Source organism: Rhizobium sp. 05N49 (assembly GCF_056396805.1).
On sequence record NZ_JBFTME010000009.1, the window covers coordinates 75,971 to 93,522 of the forward strand.

17 protein-coding genes are annotated in these 17,552 nt (G+C 60.1%); 15 read left to right on the forward strand and 2 right to left on the reverse strand.

Features of this window, described 5'->3' with window-relative positions; translation table 11 throughout:
• The first annotated feature begins 5 nt into the window (after window positions 1-5).
• The 3 genes from AC1DF8_RS19180 (at window position 6) to AC1DF8_RS19190 (ending at window position 1,469) form a co-directional block, all read left to right on the forward strand.
• Window positions 6-794: an N-formylglutamate amidohydrolase gene (locus AC1DF8_RS19180; protein WP_112968855.1), complete on the forward strand. Its 789-nt coding sequence runs from the start codon at window positions 6-8 to the stop codon at window positions 792-794.
• Between the two features lie 16 nt (window positions 795-810).
• Entirely contained in the window at window positions 811-1,116 is a 306-nt protein-coding gene (locus AC1DF8_RS19185) for a DUF1244 domain-containing protein (RefSeq protein WP_112968802.1), read from the forward strand.
• 89 nt (window positions 1,117-1,205) lie between these two features.
• A complete protein-coding gene (locus tag AC1DF8_RS19190; protein WP_007822869.1) occupies window positions 1,206-1,469 on the forward strand; it encodes a DUF2312 domain-containing protein in 264 nt (87 codons plus the stop codon).
• 153 nt (window positions 1,470-1,622) lie between these two features.
• On the opposite strand, the gene AC1DF8_RS19195 is transcribed toward AC1DF8_RS19190, so the two are convergent.
• Window positions 1,623-3,500 carry a peptidoglycan L,D-endopeptidase MepK gene (locus AC1DF8_RS19195; RefSeq protein ID WP_112968801.1) on the reverse strand — a complete coding sequence of 626 codons (1,878 nt, stop codon included), beginning with the start codon at window positions 3,498-3,500 and terminating at the stop codon, window positions 1,623-1,625.
• A gap of 179 nt (window positions 3,501-3,679) precedes the next feature.
• On the reverse strand, window positions 3,680-5,224 hold the full coding sequence (locus AC1DF8_RS19200) for a sigma-54-dependent transcriptional regulator (protein ID WP_478154458.1): 1,545 nt from the start codon (window positions 5,222-5,224) through the stop codon (window positions 3,680-3,682).
• Window positions 5,225-5,432: 208 nt separating this feature from the next.
• Between AC1DF8_RS19200 and AC1DF8_RS19205 the strand changes: the two genes are divergently transcribed.
• From AC1DF8_RS19205 to AC1DF8_RS19260, 12 genes are all read left to right on the forward strand, one after another.
• Window positions 5,433-7,286 (forward strand): M3 family oligoendopeptidase, encoded by a 1,854-nt coding sequence (locus AC1DF8_RS19205; RefSeq protein ID WP_478154459.1) that lies wholly within the window; start codon window positions 5,433-5,435, stop codon window positions 7,284-7,286.
• 35 nt (window positions 7,287-7,321) lie between these two features.
• On the forward strand, window positions 7,322-8,482 hold the full coding sequence (locus AC1DF8_RS19210; protein WP_478154460.1) for an aminodeoxychorismate synthase component I: 1,161 nt from the start codon (window positions 7,322-7,324) through the stop codon (window positions 8,480-8,482).
• Window positions 8,479-9,108 carry an aminotransferase class IV family protein gene (locus AC1DF8_RS19215; protein ID WP_478154461.1) on the forward strand — a complete coding sequence of 210 codons (630 nt, stop codon included), beginning with the start codon at window positions 8,479-8,481 and terminating at the stop codon, window positions 9,106-9,108. The genes AC1DF8_RS19210 and AC1DF8_RS19215 overlap by 4 nt, the downstream gene beginning before the upstream one ends.
• Before the next feature lie 2 nt (window positions 9,109-9,110).
• Complete coding sequence (locus AC1DF8_RS19220) at window positions 9,111-9,395, forward strand: YciI family protein (RefSeq protein WP_478154462.1); 285 nt, start codon at window positions 9,111-9,113, stop codon at window positions 9,393-9,395.
• A 44-nt stretch (window positions 9,396-9,439) separates the two neighbouring features.
• Window positions 9,440-10,312 carry a heme-dependent oxidative N-demethylase family protein gene (locus AC1DF8_RS19225; RefSeq protein ID WP_478154463.1) on the forward strand — a complete coding sequence of 291 codons (873 nt, stop codon included), beginning with the start codon at window positions 9,440-9,442 and terminating at the stop codon, window positions 10,310-10,312.
• A 132-nt stretch (window positions 10,313-10,444) separates the two neighbouring features.
• Entirely contained in the window at window positions 10,445-11,890 is a 1,446-nt protein-coding gene (locus AC1DF8_RS19230) for a homospermidine synthase (protein WP_112544118.1), read from the forward strand.
• 171 nt (window positions 11,891-12,061) lie between these two features.
• On the forward strand, window positions 12,062-12,430 hold the full coding sequence (gene omp10, locus AC1DF8_RS19235; protein WP_112544120.1) for an outer membrane lipoprotein Omp10: 369 nt from the start codon (window positions 12,062-12,064) through the stop codon (window positions 12,428-12,430).
• 29 nt (window positions 12,431-12,459) lie between these two features.
• Entirely contained in the window at window positions 12,460-12,780 is a 321-nt protein-coding gene (locus AC1DF8_RS19240; protein ID WP_478154464.1) for a hypothetical protein, read from the forward strand.
• Window positions 12,781-12,954: 174 nt separating this feature from the next.
• Window positions 12,955-14,865: a 5'-nucleotidase C-terminal domain-containing protein gene (locus tag AC1DF8_RS19245; protein ID WP_478154465.1), complete on the forward strand. Its 1,911-nt coding sequence runs from the start codon at window positions 12,955-12,957 to the stop codon at window positions 14,863-14,865.
• Between the two features lie 126 nt (window positions 14,866-14,991).
• Window positions 14,992-16,023 (forward strand): ferrochelatase, encoded by a 1,032-nt coding sequence (gene hemH / locus AC1DF8_RS19250; RefSeq protein ID WP_478154466.1) that lies wholly within the window; start codon window positions 14,992-14,994, stop codon window positions 16,021-16,023.
• A gap of 156 nt (window positions 16,024-16,179) precedes the next feature.
• Window positions 16,180-16,443 carry a hypothetical protein gene (locus tag AC1DF8_RS19255; RefSeq protein ID WP_162728559.1) on the forward strand — a complete coding sequence of 88 codons (264 nt, stop codon included), beginning with the start codon at window positions 16,180-16,182 and terminating at the stop codon, window positions 16,441-16,443.
• 83 nt (window positions 16,444-16,526) lie between these two features.
• Window positions 16,527-17,549 (forward strand): SPFH domain-containing protein, encoded by a 1,023-nt coding sequence (locus AC1DF8_RS19260; protein ID WP_112544129.1) that lies wholly within the window; start codon window positions 16,527-16,529, stop codon window positions 17,547-17,549.
• Window positions 17,550-17,552: the final 3 nt, after the last annotated feature.

The window sequence follows — 17,552 nt, forward strand, 5'->3', positions numbered from 1 at the left end:
TCCTGATGGACCACTTCCAATCTTTCGAAACCCTACCCGGTCAACATGACAAAGGCATGGTGATCCTCGGCGATCATGCCATGAACCGCCTGCCGGAATCCTATGGCCGGCTCGGCCTGCCGGAAAGCGCCTTCTCCAGGCACATCGCTTACGACATCGGCATCGAGGGCCTTGGCCGCAAGCTGTGCGCACGACTGGGCGTGCCGGGCGTGCTCGGCGGCTTTTCGCGCCTGCTGATCGACCCCAACAGGGGTGAGGATGACCCGACCCTGATCATGAAAATCTCCGACGGCGCCATCATCTCCGGCAACCATCCGATATCCGAAGAGGAGTGGCACTACCGGATCGAAACCTTCCACAGGCCCTATCACAATGCCGTGTCGGAGACGATCGACAGGGCGGCGAACGCGACCGGAAAGGCGCCGCTGGTACTGTCCCTCCACTCCTTCACGCCCGCCTGGAAGGGTGTTCCCCGCCCCTGGCATGCAGCAGTGCTCTGGGACAGCGACCACCGCGCCGTCGCCCCGTTGCTTGAAAAGCTGCGGGCCGATCCCGATCTCGTCATCGGCGACAACGAGCCCTATGACGGCGCCCTGAAGGGCGACACTATGTATCGTCATTGCATGATAACGGGCATTCCGCACGCGCTTCTGGAAGTGCGTCAGGACCTCATCAGCGATGAGGCCGGGATCGAGGAATGGGCGGTGCGCCTGGCCGCGATCTTTGCGGAGATGAACGCCGATCCGGCCCTTCATGCATACAGCGTGCACGCGTCACGCACCGGCCCCTATTGAGTGAAAGGACCTGACCATGACCACACTCAGCAAAGAACAGCAGATGGAATTCGAGGCGGCCGCGTTCCGCCGGCTCGTTGCGCATCTTCGCGAACGAACCGACGTGCAGAACATCGATCTCATGAATCTCGCCGGCTTCTGCCGCAACTGCCTGTCCAACTGGTATCGCGAGGCTGCGGAAGCTGAAGGCGTTCCCATGACGAAAGACGAATCGCGCGAGATTGTCTACGGCATGCCCTATGAAGATTGGAAGAACCTTCACCAGTCCGAAGCATCGCCTGTGCAAAAGGCAGCTTTTGAGGTGAACAACCCGCACAAATAGGCCATACGGTCTCAAAGCGCCTTGACGCTGGCGACACTTCGCGGCAGTCACTGGCAACCCGATGCATATCCCGAAATCAGGAGAACACGATGTCTGATGCACATGGCGTCGCTCGCGATCAGCTTCGCGCTTTTGTCGAGCGTATCGAACGCCTGGAAGAAGAAAAGAAGACCATCGCCGACGACATCAAGGACGTCTATGGCGAAGCCAAGGGCATGGGCTTCGACACCAAGATCCTCAAGAAGGTCGTTGCGCTGCGCAAGAAGGACGAGCAGGAACGCATGGAAGAGGATGCGATCCTCGATACCTATCTGCATGCGCTCGGCATGATCGAGTCTCCGCCGGAAGGCTGAGGGCGATCCGGCCATATTTTCAGAGAGCCGCCTTCATGGCGGCTTTTCTTTTGGCTCCTTCAAACGCCAGCGCATTTTCGCCCTGCCGCTGCCCTAAAACAAAAAGCCGCCGGAGACGATCCAGCGGCTTCTGTTATTCCAAGATCTAGCGGATCAGCGCGTATTGAATTTACGCACTTCCATGAAGTTGACAGCCGTACCGCTGAAGCGGCCAGGATCGATCGAAGCAGTCTTCTGGAAGCCTTCGGCATAGACCGAGGTTGGCTGAGCGCGCAGCTCCTGGCTGACGAAGCGCGGAGCCTGCACCTTCTTCGACGCCATTTCGAGGCGCGCATTGGTCAGAGCCCACTGCGAGATCATCTTCTGCGTCAGTTTCGGTTCCGTACGAACGGTCTGCCGGCTTTCATCGGCGGCCACCGCTTCCTGCTTCGTCGGACGACCGCCCTTGGTGGGCAGGCCCTGTGCGACCGGGTTCTCGACGGCAACAGGCTTCGGCGCCGCGACGGGAGCAGCAAAGTTTGCTGACTTCGTCATCGGAGCAAGTGCTGCAAGCTGCAGCGGCGGCTTGTCGAGTGCCGGCGGGTTCTTCGGGGCGGCAGCATTGATTGCCTGCTCCACGGTCTGCGGCTCGGAAGACGCGTTCATAGCGACCTCAGCAGCGCCACTCTGATCCTGCTGTTTTGCCAGCGCCGCCGCCATGGCGGGCGAAAGCGTATCCTGATCGGCTTCGTCTTCACCCGCTTCAGGATCGGCATCCTGTGCAGCAAGCAGGTTTTCGGCAACGGCCGGACGTTCGGCTGGCATCGGAACGCCTGTCGACATCAGGTTCGGATCGACAGAGGCAAGTTCGGCGTCACCCGGGGAACGGCGCTGCCCAAGGAGCGACGGAACCGGAATGCTGTAACCACTGAGATCGGCAAAATGCTCAGGCTCTTGCGGCTGGCCGGCCGGCATCGCAGCAAGGGCCTGCTGGGCAGCGTTACCTGCAGACGGCGGCACCAGTGCATTGGCAACCTCGTTGCCGGCAAGCTGGTTGCTGAAGGCCGGACGAACCTGCGGCACCGGTGCGTTCACGCTTGCGACTTCGGTCTGCTGCTGAGGTTCATCAGCTGCCGGGACTGCCTCAGGCTTCGGCGGCGTTGCCTTGGCGACGGCCACCGGCGTGCTGTCCTCCGAATTATCCTCTTCCTCGTCGGCGCCACCGCCAAAGAGGTAGGCAAACAGCGTCTTCTGCTTGCGAGGTTCGTCATCGGAAACGGAAGCGCCGGCGCTGGCCATCATGATCTGGCTGCCGTTCGCCACGCGGCGCTTGTAATCGGCCATTGCCTGCTGGTAGCCCGGCAGCGGCTTGCCATCGGCAGGAATATGAATGGTATTGCCGTCGGGGAAGAGCCTGACCAGCTCGTCACGGCTCATGCGCGGCCAGGCGCGAACGCCACCGACATCCATATGGACGAAAGGCGAACCGGACTTCGGATAGAAGCCGACGCCGCCGACCTGCATCTTCATGCCGATACCGCGCAGAGTGGCGAGCTTCACGTCGGGAATGAAGAAATCCATAGCCTTGCCGAGCATATGCTGGCTCTTTTCGGCGACGCCGGAATTGCGCGAACGTCCACGCAGCATCTCGTTGGTACCGGGAGAGCGGAAACCGCAGACGACGTTAATGTAATCCCTTGAGCCGGACTGGCGGTAAACTTCCCAGATGAGGTCGAAGAGACGCGGGTCCATCTTCGTCGGCTGATTCTTGCGCCAGTCGCGAAGGAAGCGGTTGAGCTGCTCAAGGCCCTTGGGGTCGAACTTGCCGTTTCGCTTGTAGGTAATGACTGCCTTTTCACCGGTGTGGATGAAATAGAGCTTCAGGCTGCGGGTATCACCTGCAGCCTGAGACGGTGTGCTTACGAATACAGGTGAGGAAACCGCGAGCGCAAGAAGGGCGGCCGCTGCCGTCCTAACTGCCCTTCCGCCAATCTTGGCGCACAAGCGCCAACTCAAGCGCGAAAGCTTGGTATTCCCATTCAAATTCGGCAACTCGATCCCCGTCAGACAGTCAATGTCCCGTGCTGTCTCAAATGGCTGTCAATTGCGGTCACACGATGGCAAAAATGCCACACATGATCAACCTTTTCTTTACATAGTGAACGAGCCGCTAACAAGTGGTTTATGGATGGTAACGAAATATGGTTGCCCCATTCTTAATAAAAAGGCGCTTATGCCGCATCTTTCTGAGGATTGTCGGGGTCAATGCCGTAGTCCTTGAGCTTTCTGTAAAGTGTGGATCGCCCGATACCTAGCTTTCTTGCCACTTGACTCATTTGCCCTCGGTAGAACTTCAGGGCAAAACGAATCAATTCTTCCTCGACATCGGCAAGACGCCGAACGTCACCGGATGGATTGACACTCGATATTGCGTTGTCGGAAGCGTCAGTCCCACGGCGCATCGTTTCGGCGACGGATTCCGCCGGATAATCCTCGGGAAATTCTGCGTCCGGATCGAGGTGCGAATTGTCGGCAACGAGCGCCAGGTGATCCACGACCTCGTAATTTGGAAGCTGGGCGGCGATCTGCGGGAAATCCGCTTCAGTCAGTTCCGAACCCTCTGCAAGCACGACAGCCCGGAAGATCGCGTTTTCGAGCTGGCGGATATTGCCAGGCCAGTCATAGGCGGTCAGCAGTGCCAGCGCGCCGGCATTGACCGTCATGCGCCGGCCGTTCTTCTGCTCGCTTGAGAAGCGTTCGGCAAAGACGCGCACCAGATGCGGAATGTCCTCCTTGCGCTTGCGCAGCGCCGGAATGGTGATCGGGAAGACGTTCAGGCGATAGTAGAGGTCTTCGCGGAAGTGACCGTTCTTGACCTCTTCGATCAGATCCTTGTTCGTCGCCGAGATGAGGCGAACATTGACCTTGTGTGCAGTGCGCGCACCAACGGTCTCGATCTCGCCCTGTTGAACCGCGCGCAGAAGCTTCACCTGCACCTCGAGCGGCAGGTCGCCGATCTCGTCGAGGAAGATGGTGCCGCCGTCGGCTTCCATGAACTTGCCGATATGCTTTTCGGTCGCGCCGGTAAACGCACCCTTCTCGTGACCGAAGAGGATACTTTCGACGAGATTGTGCGGAATGGCGCCGCAATTGACCGTCACGAATGGCTTGCTGGCACGATCGCCGCCCGACTGGATGGCGCGTGCCACCAATTCCTTACCGACGCCCGATTCGCCTTCGAGAACGACCGGGATGTTGGACTGCGAGGCGCGCTGCGCCAGATCGATCACGCGGATCATCGCCGGGCTTGCCGAAACGATATCATCGAAGCCGACGGAACCCGAGCGCGAACGGCGGCCGGCGCGGGCTTTCACCTCGCGGTGGTCGAGCTTCATGGCATTGGAGATCGACGTATTGATGCGCTCCGGAGAGACCGGCTTGACGACGAAATCGAAGGCACCGGCGCGCATGGCCTGCACGACCGTTTCGATGCCGCCCTGCCCCGTCTGGACGATGACCGGGATCTGCGTGCCGAAATCATGCAGAGCTTCGAGAAATTCGAGGCCGGTCATTTCCGGCATCATCAGGTCGAGCACGATGACATTGAAAAGGGCGGGATCACGCTTCACCATCTCCAGCCCGATGCGGCCGTTCTCGGCCTGATGCACCACATGGCCGCTACGCTCGATCGCGTTCTTGAGCAGACGGCGCTGCACGGGATCGTCCTCGACCACGAGGATCTGCCCTGCCCCTTTGAGCTCATTGTAACCGGTCATTGTCGCCTCACTTCATGCGAAACCATGAAGCGCACTCTGACAGAAAGGCTTGAACATCCTGTTTTGAGAAACAATTGCATTTTAACGATTGTGACAGGCCGCTTTCGTGCCGTAACAGGGCCTTTTTCGCGCCGAAAAACCCTTGCTGACAGGCGTTACGACGCTTAGACAGTCAGACCTGTCATAAAAGAGGAAGAGGAACCGCCCCATGAGACATATGCTTGCGCATGCCGATCTTCACCTTTCGGCAACGGCTCCCGCTGCAGCATCGGACCCGGCTCTGGGCGAGCTTCCCTCTTGGCGGCTGCAGGATCTCTACCCCTCGGCCACCTCCACCGCCTTCGTTGCCGATATGGAAAAGGCCGGCAAGGCCGCTTCCGCTTTCGAAGACAAATGGAAGGGCAAACTTGCCGAAGCAGCCGCGAAGAAGGGCGAGGAAGGCATCGGCCAGGCGCTGAAGGAATATGAGGCGCTCGACGATATCATGGGCCGCCTCGGCTCCTTCGCCGGCCTTACCTATTTCTCCGATACGTCCAACCCGGCAAACGGCAAGCTTTACGGCGACGTCCAGGCCAAGCTTACCGACTATTCCGGCCGCTTGCTGTTCTTCGCTCTCGAACTCAACCGCATCGACGATGCGGCGATCGACGCCTGCATGGCGAACGATCCGCTTGCCGGCCATTACCGCCCCTGGCTGGTCGACCTGCGCAAGGACAAGCCCTACCAGCTCGAAGACCAGCTTGAGCAGCTCTTCCTCGAAAAGTCGATGACATCAGCTGCCGCCTTCAACCGTCTCTTCGATGAGACGATGGCGGAACTGCGCTTCGAGATCGACGGCGAGAAGCTGCCGCTGGAAGTGGCGCTGAACATGCTGCAGGAAAAGGATCCGGAAGTGCGCCGCAAGGCGGCAATGGCGCTCACCGAAACCTTCAAGACCAACATCCGCATCTTTACGCTCATCACCAATACGCTCGCCAAGGACAAGGATATCGCCGATCGCTGGCGCGGCTTCGAAGACATTGCCGACAGCCGCCACCTGGCGAACCGCGTCGAGCGCGAAGTAGTCGACGCGCTTGCAGCCGCCGTCAAGGAAGCCTATCCGCGCCTCTCGCATCGCTACTACAAGATGAAGGCGAAATGGCTCGGCATGGAGCAGATGAACTTTTGGGATCGCAATGCGCCGCTTCCGGAAACCTCTGGTGCTGTCATTTCCTGGTCAGAGGCCAGGGACACGGTGCTGTCCGCCTATGGCAATTTCGCGCCGGAAATGGCTGAAATCGCCAAGCGCTTCTTTGACGAACAATGGATCGACGCCCCCGTTCGCCCCGGCAAGGCGCCAGGTGCCTTTGCTCATCCGACCGTTCCGTCGGCCCATCCCTATGTACTCGTCAACTATATGGGCAAGCCGCGCGATGTGATGACGCTCGCCCACGAACTCGGCCACGGCGTTCATCAGGTTCTTGCCGGCGCGCAAGGAGCCCTCATGTGTCAGACGCCACTGACGCTCGCCGAAACAGCTTCCGTCTTCGGCGAGATGCTGACCTTCCGCGCGCTGCTCGAACGCACGAGCGACAAGCGCGAGCGCAAAGCCATGCTTGCCCAGAAGGTCGAGGACATGATCAACACGGTCGTACGCCAGATCGCCTTCTACGAGTTCGAGCGCAAGGTCCACACCGCCCGCAAGGCCGGTGAATTGACCGCCGACGATATCGGCGAACTCTGGCTTTCCGTCCAGTCGGAAAGCCTCGGCCCGGCGATCAAGATTTCCGAGGGCTATGAGACCTACTGGGCCTATATCCCCCACTTCATCCACTCGCCCTTCTATGTCTACGCCTATGCCTTCGGCGACTGCCTGGTGAACTCGCTCTATGCCGTCTATCAGAAGGCCGAGAAGGGCTTTCAGGACAAGTATTTCGACATGCTGAAGGCCGGCGGCACCAAGCATCATTCCGAACTGCTGAAGCCCTTCGGCCTGGATGCGACGGATCCTTCCTTCTGGAGCAAGGGCTTGTCGATGATCGAAGGCCTGATCGACGAACTTGAGGCACTGGACAAAGCATAAGACCGCCGAAACCTGCAGTTTCGCTGGAAAAGGCAATGGCAGCCTCTGAACCTTTCATCCTGTTCCGGGACGACACGACCGGCGAAGTTATGCTCTTCGCCGGTCCGACCAGCATGATCATCGCCCGCACGAAGGCGGAATTCCTGCCGGCGCTCAAGCGGATGGAAGAGGCGCGACAGGCAGGCAAATGGCTTGCCGGCTATATCGCTTACGAAGCCGGTCATCTCTTCGAAGAAAAGCTTGCTCCCTTCGCTGGGGACAACCGCAAGACACCGCTGCTGGTGTTCGGCGTCTTCGATGCTCCTCAGCCGGACGGTCATCCTCTCGCAAGGCCGCGGCAGCGGCACGAAAACGAGGAATTCCTGACCGCACCGAGGGCCGGCTGGAATTTCGATATCTATAAAGAGCGTTTCGACCGCCTGCACCGGCATCTGCGCCTCGGCGATATCTATCAGGCCAACCTGACCATGCCGATCGTGGCCCGCTGGAGCGGCGATCCGCTGGCCGCCTTCTGGTCGCTGATCGATCGCCAGCCCGTGAAATATGGCGCATTTGCCGATCTCGGCGGCCCCATCATTCTTTCCCGGTCTCCGGAGCTGTTTTTCCGCACCGACGAAGATGGCTGGATCGAGACGCATCCGATGAAAGGTACGGCCAAACGCGGCGCGACACCGGCCGAAGATGCCGAAATCGTTGAAGCGATGAGGGCCGATATCAAGACGCAAGCGGAAAACCGCATGATCGTCGACCTCTTGCGCAACGATATCTCGCGCATCACCGAAGTCGGCACGCTGGACGTTCCAAGACTCTTCGAAATCGAGACCTATCCGACCGTCCACCAGATGGTCAGCCACGTTCAGGCGAAGCTCCTGCCCGATCTTTCCATCCGCGACATCTTTGCCGCCCTTTTTCCCTGCGGCTCGATAACAGGTGCGCCGAAGATCCGCGCCATGGAAATCCTGCACCACCTAGAGGACGGTCCGCGCGATGCCTATTGCGGCGCAATCGGCATGATCTCGCCCGGCGGCGCGATGCGCTTCTCCGTCGCCATCCGTACCATGACGCTGTTTGACGGCGGCAAAGCAGTCTTCAATGTCGGCGGCGGCATCGTCTTCGATTCCACAGCTGAAGCCGAATATGAGGAATGCCTGCTCAAGGCCCGCTTTGCGGTCGGCGACCAATGGATTGCCCGATGACAGATTTTTCCCTGATCGAAACCCTGCGCTGGCAACCGGACGAAGGCTTCATTCGCCTCCGTCTTCATCTCGCCCGCCTCTCCCGCTCCGCCCGTCGCATCGGTTTTCCCGAGCCGATGGACGTGGTCGCGAAGCTGGAAGCGGCGGTAATCGAAGAAAAGGGACCTCGCCGTATCAGGCTGACTTTCGATCGAGAGGGTCGGATCGACGTTACCACCGCCCCCTTCACGCCACTGCCGCAAGATACAATCTGGAAACTCCGTCTCGCCGGCACACGTCTCGATTCCACTGACAAGCTGCTGCGCATCAAGACCACGCGCCGGGCTGTGTATGAAGCGGCGCGTGGCGAGTTCTCGCAGCAGCAGGCGGATGAAGTCATCATGCTCAACGAGCGGCAGGAAGTATGCGAGGGAACGATCACGTCCGTCTTCCTTGATGACGGCTCCGGCATCCTCAGGACTCCGCCAATCTCCTGCGGCCTGCTCGCTGGTGTGCTGCGCACCGAACTCATCTGCCAGCGCAAGGCCCGCGTCGGCCGCATCACGCCCGACGAGTTGGACGCAGGTACGCTTTTCGTTGGAAATTCGTTGCGCGGGCTGATCCGCGCCTCGCTGCAAAAGGACTGAGCATGCTGATCCTCGCCCTGACCTATGTGAAGCCGAACGAAGAGGCCGACAAGCATATGGAGCCGCATATGGCCTGGGTGAAGGAGGGATATGCCAAGGGCTGGTTCCTCGCCTCCGGCCGCAAGGTGCCCCGCACCGGTGGCGTCATTCTCGCCGTTGGCGAGCGCGCGGAGATCGAAGCCTACGTTGCGGCCGATCCCTTCACCATCCACGGTGTTGCCGAATATGACATTGTGGAAGTCGCGCTGACGACAGTGACGGAAGGACTGGAGGCTCTCAAGCGCTGAGTAGCAAACCGCACGCCAATCGTCAGGCTCGAAAAGGAACGGCGATGAAACGTCCGACCTGCACATCCCCAACCTATACACCCTATGACGGCTCGGCCCGACCCTTCACGATCGGCCTGATGCCGCTCGATACCGCTCGCTGGATCGAGCCTGACGACGAGCTCGAACGTTATATCAAGGAAAAGACGCGGCTGGCGGATGATTGCTTCGACGCCGTCTTCGTCGCAGAGGATGGGACGGAAGCTGCCCAGCAGGAGGCGCTGGATATTCTCCTCGCTCACCTTGCCGATCAGCATCCCGGAATGCTCCAGCCTGACGCTTCCAATCTGCCGCCGCTCTTCAAGGCCGGTTCGCTCATCCAGGACGATCTCGTTCTGATGCGCCGCAAGACAGATGGCTGGCATCTCGTCGCCGCCCATGTCGCCTTTCCCTCCTCATGGTCGCTGCGCGAGAAATTTGGACGGCCGATGCATGAAATCCACGCAGATGTGCCGGGCTTCGGCGAGGGCACCCGCAATGCGACACTGATTACCCGCATCTTCGACAGCCTGCAGATCGCCCAGCCGGTCGAGCGGATGAACTGGTCGGTCAACGCCACCGCCGATCTCTTCCTCCCCGTCTCGAAGCATCGCCGGTCGCCCTATGCCGAGGCCTTCACGCTTGAAGAGCGCTTCGTCCGCGTCGAACGCCAGACCCTTCGCAAGCTGCCTGTGTCGGGCGACATTCTCTTCACCATCCGCATCTATATCGATCCGATCGCCGTCATCGCCCGCCATCCACAGGCGCAAAAGCTCGCATCAAGCTTTGCCGATCAGCTGGAGGCGCTTGACGACCAGCAGACGGCCTACAAAGGGCTGAGCCTGCAGCGGACGGAACTCGTGCGGAAATTGCGCGCGGTTTGCAGCGCCGATATTTGACCTTTGCGGGGGGAACACTCTTTATTGTGACGCCATTTTGTGGTTAGAGCCGGTCACCTCGCGAGCTTCGCGGCATCTTCACATGAATTCTTTAGGCTGAAGGCCTTCCTTCCCTTCCAACAGGAGAAAAGAATGACGGAACAGAACTATCCGGTATATGGCGAAATTACCGGTCCGATCGTCATGATCGGCTTTGGCTCCATCGGCCGCGGCACGCTGCCCCTGATCGAGCGCCACTTCAAATTCGACAAGAGCCGGATGGTTGTCATCGACCCGCGCACGGACGATGCCCACATTCTGGAAAAGCATGGCGTCAAACACATCCAGGCGCATGTGACGAAGGACAACTACAAGGAGCTGCTGAAGCCGCTCCTGACTGAAGGCGAAGGCCAGGGTTTCTGCGTCAACCTCTCGGTAGATACCTCCTCGCTCGATATCATCAAGCTCTGCCGCAAGCTTGACGTGCTCTATATCGATACCGTCGTCGAGCCCTGGCTCGGCTTCTATTTCGACAAGGACATGAAGAACGAAGACCGCACCAACTATGCGCTTCGCGAAACCGTTCGCAAGGAAAAGGCCAAGAACCCCGGCGGCACGACTGCCGTTTCCACCTGCGGCGCAAACCCGGGCATGGTCTCCTGGTTCGTCAAGCAGGGGCTCTTGAACCTTGCGCGTGACATGGGCCTGAAGTTCGACGAGCCGGGCCAGGACGACCGCGAAGAATGGGCAAAGCTCATGAAGAAGGTCGGCGTCAAGGGCGTCCACATCGCCGAACGCGACACCCAGCGCACGATTCATCCGAAGCCGCTCAACGTCTTCTGGAACACCTGGTCCGTCGAAGGCTTCATCTCTGAAGGTCTGCAGCCGGCGGAACTCGGCTGGGGCACCCATGAAAATTGGATGCCGAAGAACGCCAAGAAGCACAAGAAGGGCAACAAGGCCGCCATCTACCTCGAGCAGCCCGGCGCCAACACCCGCGTTCGCACCTGGTGCCCGACGCCCGGCCCGCAATACGGCTTCCTCGTCACCCATAACGAGTCGATCTCGATCGCCGACTTCTTCACGGTCAGGGACAAGGACGGCGACGTTACCTATCGTCCGACCTGCCACTACGCCTACCATCCGGCCAACGACGCGGTTCTGTCGCTGCATGAGATGTTCGGCAATGGCGGCAAGGCACAGCCGGTTCTCCACGTTCTCGACGAGAACGAGCTGGTCGACGGCGTCGACGAGCTCGGCGTCCTGCTCTACGGCCATGACAAGAACGCCTACTGGTACGGTTCGCGCCTGTCGCTGGAAGAGACCCGCCGTATCGCGCCCTATCAGAATGCAACCGGCCTCCAGGTAACCTCTGCCGTTCTCGCGGGCATGGTTTGGGCGATCGAAAATCCCAAGGCCGGCATCGTCGAAGCCGACGAAATGGATTACAAGCGCTGCCTCGAAGTGCAGCTGCCTTATCTCGGCCCGGTTGAGGGTCACTACACCGACTGGACCCCGCTCGACGGCCGCCCGGGCCTGTTCCCGGAAGACATCGACACCAAGGATCCGTGGCAGTTCAAGAACATCCTGGTTCGCTGAACCTGTCATACGTCTTCGAAGATGCCCGCTGTCAGGCGGGCATTTTTGTAACGCCTGCTGTCTAAATGCCGGCCGACCTCCGTCGAAGGCTTGCCTTCGTGGAAGGCCCGCGCCATGTTTTTGGCGGACTGTCGCGGATAGTCTCCGCCTAGATTCGCCGGGAGAAGCCCTATGAAAGTCAGAACTGGTCTCGTTCTTGCGGTTGCATCGGCAGCCCTTGCTGCCTGTGTTTCCTCCGGCCCACGCCCCCTTCCCGTCGCATCGGCACCCGCTCCTGCCGGTGTCGAGGGCACCTGGGCCGATCCGAACGGGATCGTCTCCACCTTCCAGTCCGGCACCTTCACGACGCGCACGACAGACAGCAACCAGCTTCTGGCCTCGGGCACCTATACCAATAAGTCGCCGACGCTGGTTGAAATCAACATGACCTCGCTTGTTCGCAACACCCAGTCGAAGGTCAATTGCGCGCTCGTCACGACGAGCCAGCTGAACTGCACCTCGGATGCCGGCGCACAGTTCGTCCTGAGCCGCCGCAGCTAAAAGAGCAGGCAGGGCGAAGGCCAGGCGCCATGCGAGCTTTCGCCGGTTACCTCGTCCTGTTGCTCGCAACGCCGCTTGCCGCACTTGCGGTCATTTTGCCGGCTAATGTCTATCGTGCCCAAGGCATCGCCGCCCCAGATTGCGACGGTCCGCTGCAGGTTCTGATCTTTGCCCTGCCGGCTGTCCTGATCTACGGTGCAGGCGCGTTCGTCGCCTATCGGGCCCGCCGACGCGTTCACCGCATTCTTTCCCTTCTTTGCTTGATCGGTGCGCTCGCCACGTTTTCGAATATTGCAGCGGCCACACAGGAACTCTACCGAAACGCTGCAGCCGGCGATTGCGCAGGGTAACCGGCCGGCTTTTTTGCCTGGCTCCCCTTGGAAAGCGGCTCCCCTGGTCCAGCTTTCCCTTGCGGCTATCCATCGTCCGATGGAACATCCGCCAGCCGGGAAACCGCCCCGGTGGATTATGGAAGGGGCTGGCGAGGATCAGGGGGATCTTCGCCCCTAATCAGGAGAACAGGGATGACGAAGTCTTTCAGCTTCGGTCTTTTGACCGCGTCTATTCTGGCGCTGAGTACGAGCGCCGCATTTGCGGATTACGAACTCAATATTCTTCATATCAACGATTTCCACTCGCGCATCGAATCGATCAACAAGTTCGATTCCACCTGCTCTGCCGAGGAAGAGGGCAAGAATGAGTGCTTCGGTGGTGCCGCGCGCCTGAAGACCGCGATCGACCAGCGCCGCCAGGCTTTGACGGGCAAAAACACGCTGCTGCTCAACGCCGGCGACAATTTCCAAGGCTCGCTGTTTTACACGACCTACAAGGGCGCAGCCGAAGCCGAGATGCTGAACATGATGAAGTTCGACGCGATGACCGTCGGCAATCATGAATTCGACGACAGCGAAGATGGGCTCGCGACCTTCCTCGACAAGGTGCAGTTCCCCGTCGTCACCGCAAACGTCAAGGCAAGTGCTGCCTCCAAGATCGGCGACCGTGTCAAGCCTTCGCTGGTTCTTGATGTCGGCGGCCAGAAGATCGGCATCGTCGGCGCTGTCACCAACGACACGCCCGAGCTCTCCTCCCCCGGCCCGAATGTGACCATTGCCGACGACGTCCAGAGCATTACGGCTGAAGTTCAGAAGCTGAAGAGCGAAGGCGTCAACAAGATCATTGCGCTCACCCACGTCGGCTACCCGCGCGATCTCGCCATGATCGCCAAGATCCCTGATGTCGACGTGGTCGTCGGCGGTCATTCGCACAGCCTGCTGTCGAACACGGATCCGAAAGCCGAGGGCCCCTATCCGACGATGGTCGACAATCCCGGCGGCTACAAGGTGCCGGTGGTGCAGGCCGCCTCCTACAGCAAATATCTCGGCGATCTCGTCGTCAATTTCGATGATAACGGCGTCGTCAAGGAAGCCAAGGGCGACCCCATCCTGATCGATTCCTCCTTCACGCCCGACCCGGCCGTCGCGGCACGCATTGTCGAACTGGCAAAGCCGATCGAAGAGCTGCGCAAGAAGGTGATCGGATCCTCGGAAGGCCCGATCGAGGGCGACCGCAAGGTCTGCCGCGTCAAGGAATGCTCGATGGGCAACCTGGTCGCCGATGCCATACTTGACCGCAGCAGGAACCAGGGCGTGACCATTGCCATCCAGAACGGCGGCGGCCTGCGTGCCTCCATCGACGGCGGCGACGTCACCCAGGGCGAAGTCATCACCGTGCTGCCCTTTCAGAATACGCTCGCAACCTTTCAGCTGACCGGTGCCGATATCGTCAAGGCACTCGAAAACGGCGTCAGTCAGATTGACCAGGGCGCCGGCCGGTTCCCGCAGGTTGCCGGCCTGAAATTCACGTTCGACCAGTCGAAGCCGGTCGGCAGCCGCGTCAGCGACGTGCTGGTCAAGGACGGCGATAATTTCGTGCCGATCGACAATGCCAAGACCTATCGCGTCGCCACCAACAACTTCATGCGCGCCGGCGGCGATGGCTATGTCGCCTTCAAGGACGGCCAGAATGCCTATGACTTCGGTCCGGATCTGGCCGATGTGACGGCCGAATATGTCGCCGCACACTCGCCCTATAAGCCCTACACGGACGGCCGCATCACTGAAATTGCGCAGGCTGCTCCCTCCACGGAGCAGACTCCGGCAGCTTCGGCTCCCGCTGCTCCTGCACCCGCGGCTCCGGCGCCTGCTGCGCCGGCTCAATCGGCAGAACCCGCACCGGCCCCTGCCACTCCCGCTCCGGCAGCCTCCGCAGCCGCGGCACCCTCGACCCACGTCATCGCTGCTGGCGATACGTTCTGGGATCTCGCCAAGGCCTTCTATGGCGACGGCGCCGAATGGCGCAAATTGTCGGAAGCCAATGGCAGCCCGAACCCGCGCCATTTGCGGATCGGCGAGGAAATCCAGGTTCCCGCCAAGTAAGACGATTTGTCCCGATCATGAGAGCCGGTCCGGGGTTCCCCGGGCCGGCTTTTCTTCTTATAGGGTGAACCGTGAGCGGCCGGCTGCGTATGAGCCGGCGAGGCACGAAAGCGCGTTGGGGCCAGAATGACAGATACTTCACTCCGCCCGGCGGATCATCCCGCCGTCAAATTCGGCAAGGTCGGCGTCCTGCTGGTCAATCTCGGCACGCCTGACGGCACCGATTACACGTCCATGCGCCGCTACCTGCGCGAATTCCTGACCGACAAACGCGTCATCGAGTGGTCGCCCTGGAAGTGGTATCCGATCCTGTTCGGCATCGTACTCAACACGCGCCCGCAGAAAGTTGGCAAGGCCTATGAGACGATCTGGAACAAGGAGCTGAATGAAAGCTGGCTGCGCACCTATACCCGCAATCAGTCGGATTTCATGGCTGAACGCCTGAAGGACCTGCCAAACGTCAAGGTCGATTGGGCGATGCGCTACGGCACCCCTTCGATCCCCTCGCGCATCGAAGCGCTGAAGGATGAAGGCTGCGACCGCATCCTCCTCTTCCCGCTTTATCCGCAATATGCGGCCGCCACCACGGCAACCGTCAATGACAAGGCCTTCCAGAAGCTGCTCACCATGCGCTGGCAGCCGGCATTGCGCACGGTTCCTGACTACCATGACGACGAGACCTATATCGAAGCCCTGGCAAAATCCGTCGAGCAGCATCTCGCTACCCTCGACTGGAAACCGGAGATGCTGCTCGCCTCCTTCCACGGCATCCCGCTCTCCTATTTCCAGCAGGGCGATCCCTACTACTGCCAGTGTCAGAAGACAGGGCGCCTGCTGCGCGAGCGTCTGGGGCTCACCAAGGAGAACTTCATGGTCACCTTCCAGTCCCGTTTCGGGCCGGAAGAATGGCTGCAGCCCTATACCGACAAGACCGTCGAGAAGCTGGCGCAGGACGGTGTCAAACGCATCGCCGTCATGAACCCCGGCTTCGTTTCCGACTGTCTGGAAACACTGGAAGAGATCGCGGAGCAGGCCGCCCATTCTTTCAAGCACAATGGCGGCGAGCAGTTCGCACATATTCCCTGCCTGAACGACAGTGAAGACGGCATGCAGGTGCTGGAAAAAGTCGTGCGCCGCGAGCTGCTCGGCTGGGCTTGATCCCTGCGGCGCCAGATTTTCTGGCGCCTGCAATAGATAAAAGCGCCCTGCGCCCCAGATCTAAAGAATGGCCGGCAGGCGATTGCAATCGCGTCGCAGACGCGACTGCATCCCGCACATTCACAGCCTCGTGCCTTATTGATCTGGACGCATTTGATGACTTCGGGTTTGAGAAAATTGATTGTCTTCGCCTGCTTGCTCGTTATCGCAGGGGGCGGTTATTTCGTTTGGGAGCGTTATCAGCGGATCTCTGCCAGCACCCCTCCGAAAGGCATCGTCGGGCAGGTCGCGTGTCAACTCCGCCTCCGAGATGTCAAAACCAGCAATCTGAGGCCGGACGATCAACCGTTTCTCACCAATTGCCTCATGGGCGGCTACATCACCAAGAGCGACCTTGACGACGTCGGCCTATCACCCTGATTTGACAGGCGCAGCCGTCATTCCTTCCTTGCAAATATCGTGCTAACTCACCACGTCAGTTAGGTGGGCTTAGGGAGGAATACATGCTGCTGGGCGGCTTCGATATCGTCGTGATCGTATTGGTGATTTTCGTCATCATGGTGCTCTTTGCGGGTATCAAGACGGTTCCGCAGGGCTATCGCTATACGATCGAGCGTTTCGGCCGCTACACACGCACGCTGGAACCGGGCCTCAACCTGATCACCCCTTTCATTGAGCGTGTCGGCGCCAGGATGAACGTGATGGAACAGGTGCTGAGCGTGCCAACCCAAGAGGTGATTACCAAGGATAATGCTTCGGTCTCAGCCGATGCCGTGTCCTTCTACCAGGTGCTGAATGCCGCTCAGGCCGCCTATCAGGTCTCCAATCTGGAAAATGCAATCCTGAACCTCACCATGACCAACATCCGCTCCGTCATGGGCTCGATGGACCTCGACGAACTGCTCTCCAATCGCGATGCAATCAACGACCGGCTGCTGCGTGTTGTTGACGAAGCTGTGCATCCCTGGGGCATCAAGGTTACCCGCGTTGAGATCAAGGACATCCAGCCGCCGCGCGATCTCGTTGACGCGATGGCCCGCCAGATGAAAGCCGAGCGCGAGAAGCGTGCTCAGGTGCTGGAAGCCGAAGGTTCGCGCAACGCGCAGATTCTGCGAGCCGAGGGCGCCAAGCAATCCGCCATCCTCGAGGCCGAAGGCCAGCGCGAAGCCGCCTTCCGCAACGCTGAAGCCCGTGAGCGCCTGGCCGAGGCCGAGGCCAAGGCGACGCGTATGGTCTCCGAAGCCATCGCCGTTGGCGACGTACAGGCGATCAACTATTTCGTTGCACAGAAATATACGGAAGCGCTGGCATCGATCGGCCAGGCGAACAATGCCAAGGTCGTGCTGATGCCGATGGAGGCTTCCTCCATTCTCGGTTCGCTTGCCGGTATCGGCTCGATCGCCCGCGAAGTCTTTGGCGACGGCAACAATCCGCCGCCGCCACGCCCGCGTCCTGGTCCGGTGCGTTCGACGCCTCCGGTCGCCCCACCTCCGCCCAGTCCCTTCAATCCCAGTTCGGAGCGATGAGCG

Excerpts from the sequence above, each read along its gene's own strand:
- AC1DF8_RS19180 (WP_112968855.1), top strand. The coding sequence starts at position 6 with ATGGACCACTTCCAATCTTTCGAAACCCTACCCGGTCAACATGACAAA.
- AC1DF8_RS19185 (WP_112968802.1), top strand. The coding sequence starts at position 811 with ATGACCACACTCAGCAAAGAACAGCAGATGGAATTCGAGGCGGCCGCG.
- AC1DF8_RS19190 (WP_007822869.1), top strand. The coding sequence starts at position 1,206 with ATGTCTGATGCACATGGCGTCGCTCGCGATCAGCTTCGCGCTTTTGTC.
- AC1DF8_RS19200 (WP_478154458.1), bottom strand. The coding sequence starts at position 5,224 with ATGACCGGTTACAATGAGCTCAAAGGGGCAGGGCAGATCCTCGTGGTC.
- AC1DF8_RS19205 (WP_478154459.1), top strand. The coding sequence starts at position 5,433 with ATGAGACATATGCTTGCGCATGCCGATCTTCACCTTTCGGCAACGGCT.
- AC1DF8_RS19210 (WP_478154460.1), top strand. The coding sequence starts at position 7,322 with ATGGCAGCCTCTGAACCTTTCATCCTGTTCCGGGACGACACGACCGGC.
- AC1DF8_RS19215 (WP_478154461.1), top strand. The coding sequence starts at position 8,479 with ATGACAGATTTTTCCCTGATCGAAACCCTGCGCTGGCAACCGGACGAA.
- AC1DF8_RS19220 (WP_478154462.1), top strand. The coding sequence starts at position 9,111 with ATGCTGATCCTCGCCCTGACCTATGTGAAGCCGAACGAAGAGGCCGAC.
- AC1DF8_RS19225 (WP_478154463.1), top strand. The coding sequence starts at position 9,440 with ATGAAACGTCCGACCTGCACATCCCCAACCTATACACCCTATGACGGC.
- AC1DF8_RS19230 (WP_112544118.1), top strand. The coding sequence starts at position 10,445 with ATGACGGAACAGAACTATCCGGTATATGGCGAAATTACCGGTCCGATC.
- omp10 (WP_112544120.1), top strand. The coding sequence starts at position 12,062 with ATGAAAGTCAGAACTGGTCTCGTTCTTGCGGTTGCATCGGCAGCCCTT.
- AC1DF8_RS19240 (WP_478154464.1), top strand. The coding sequence starts at position 12,460 with ATGCGAGCTTTCGCCGGTTACCTCGTCCTGTTGCTCGCAACGCCGCTT.
- AC1DF8_RS19245 (WP_478154465.1), top strand. The coding sequence starts at position 12,955 with ATGACGAAGTCTTTCAGCTTCGGTCTTTTGACCGCGTCTATTCTGGCG.
- hemH (WP_478154466.1), top strand. The coding sequence starts at position 14,992 with ATGACAGATACTTCACTCCGCCCGGCGGATCATCCCGCCGTCAAATTC.
- AC1DF8_RS19255 (WP_162728559.1), top strand. The coding sequence starts at position 16,180 with ATGACTTCGGGTTTGAGAAAATTGATTGTCTTCGCCTGCTTGCTCGTT.
- AC1DF8_RS19260 (WP_112544129.1), top strand. The coding sequence starts at position 16,527 with ATGCTGCTGGGCGGCTTCGATATCGTCGTGATCGTATTGGTGATTTTC.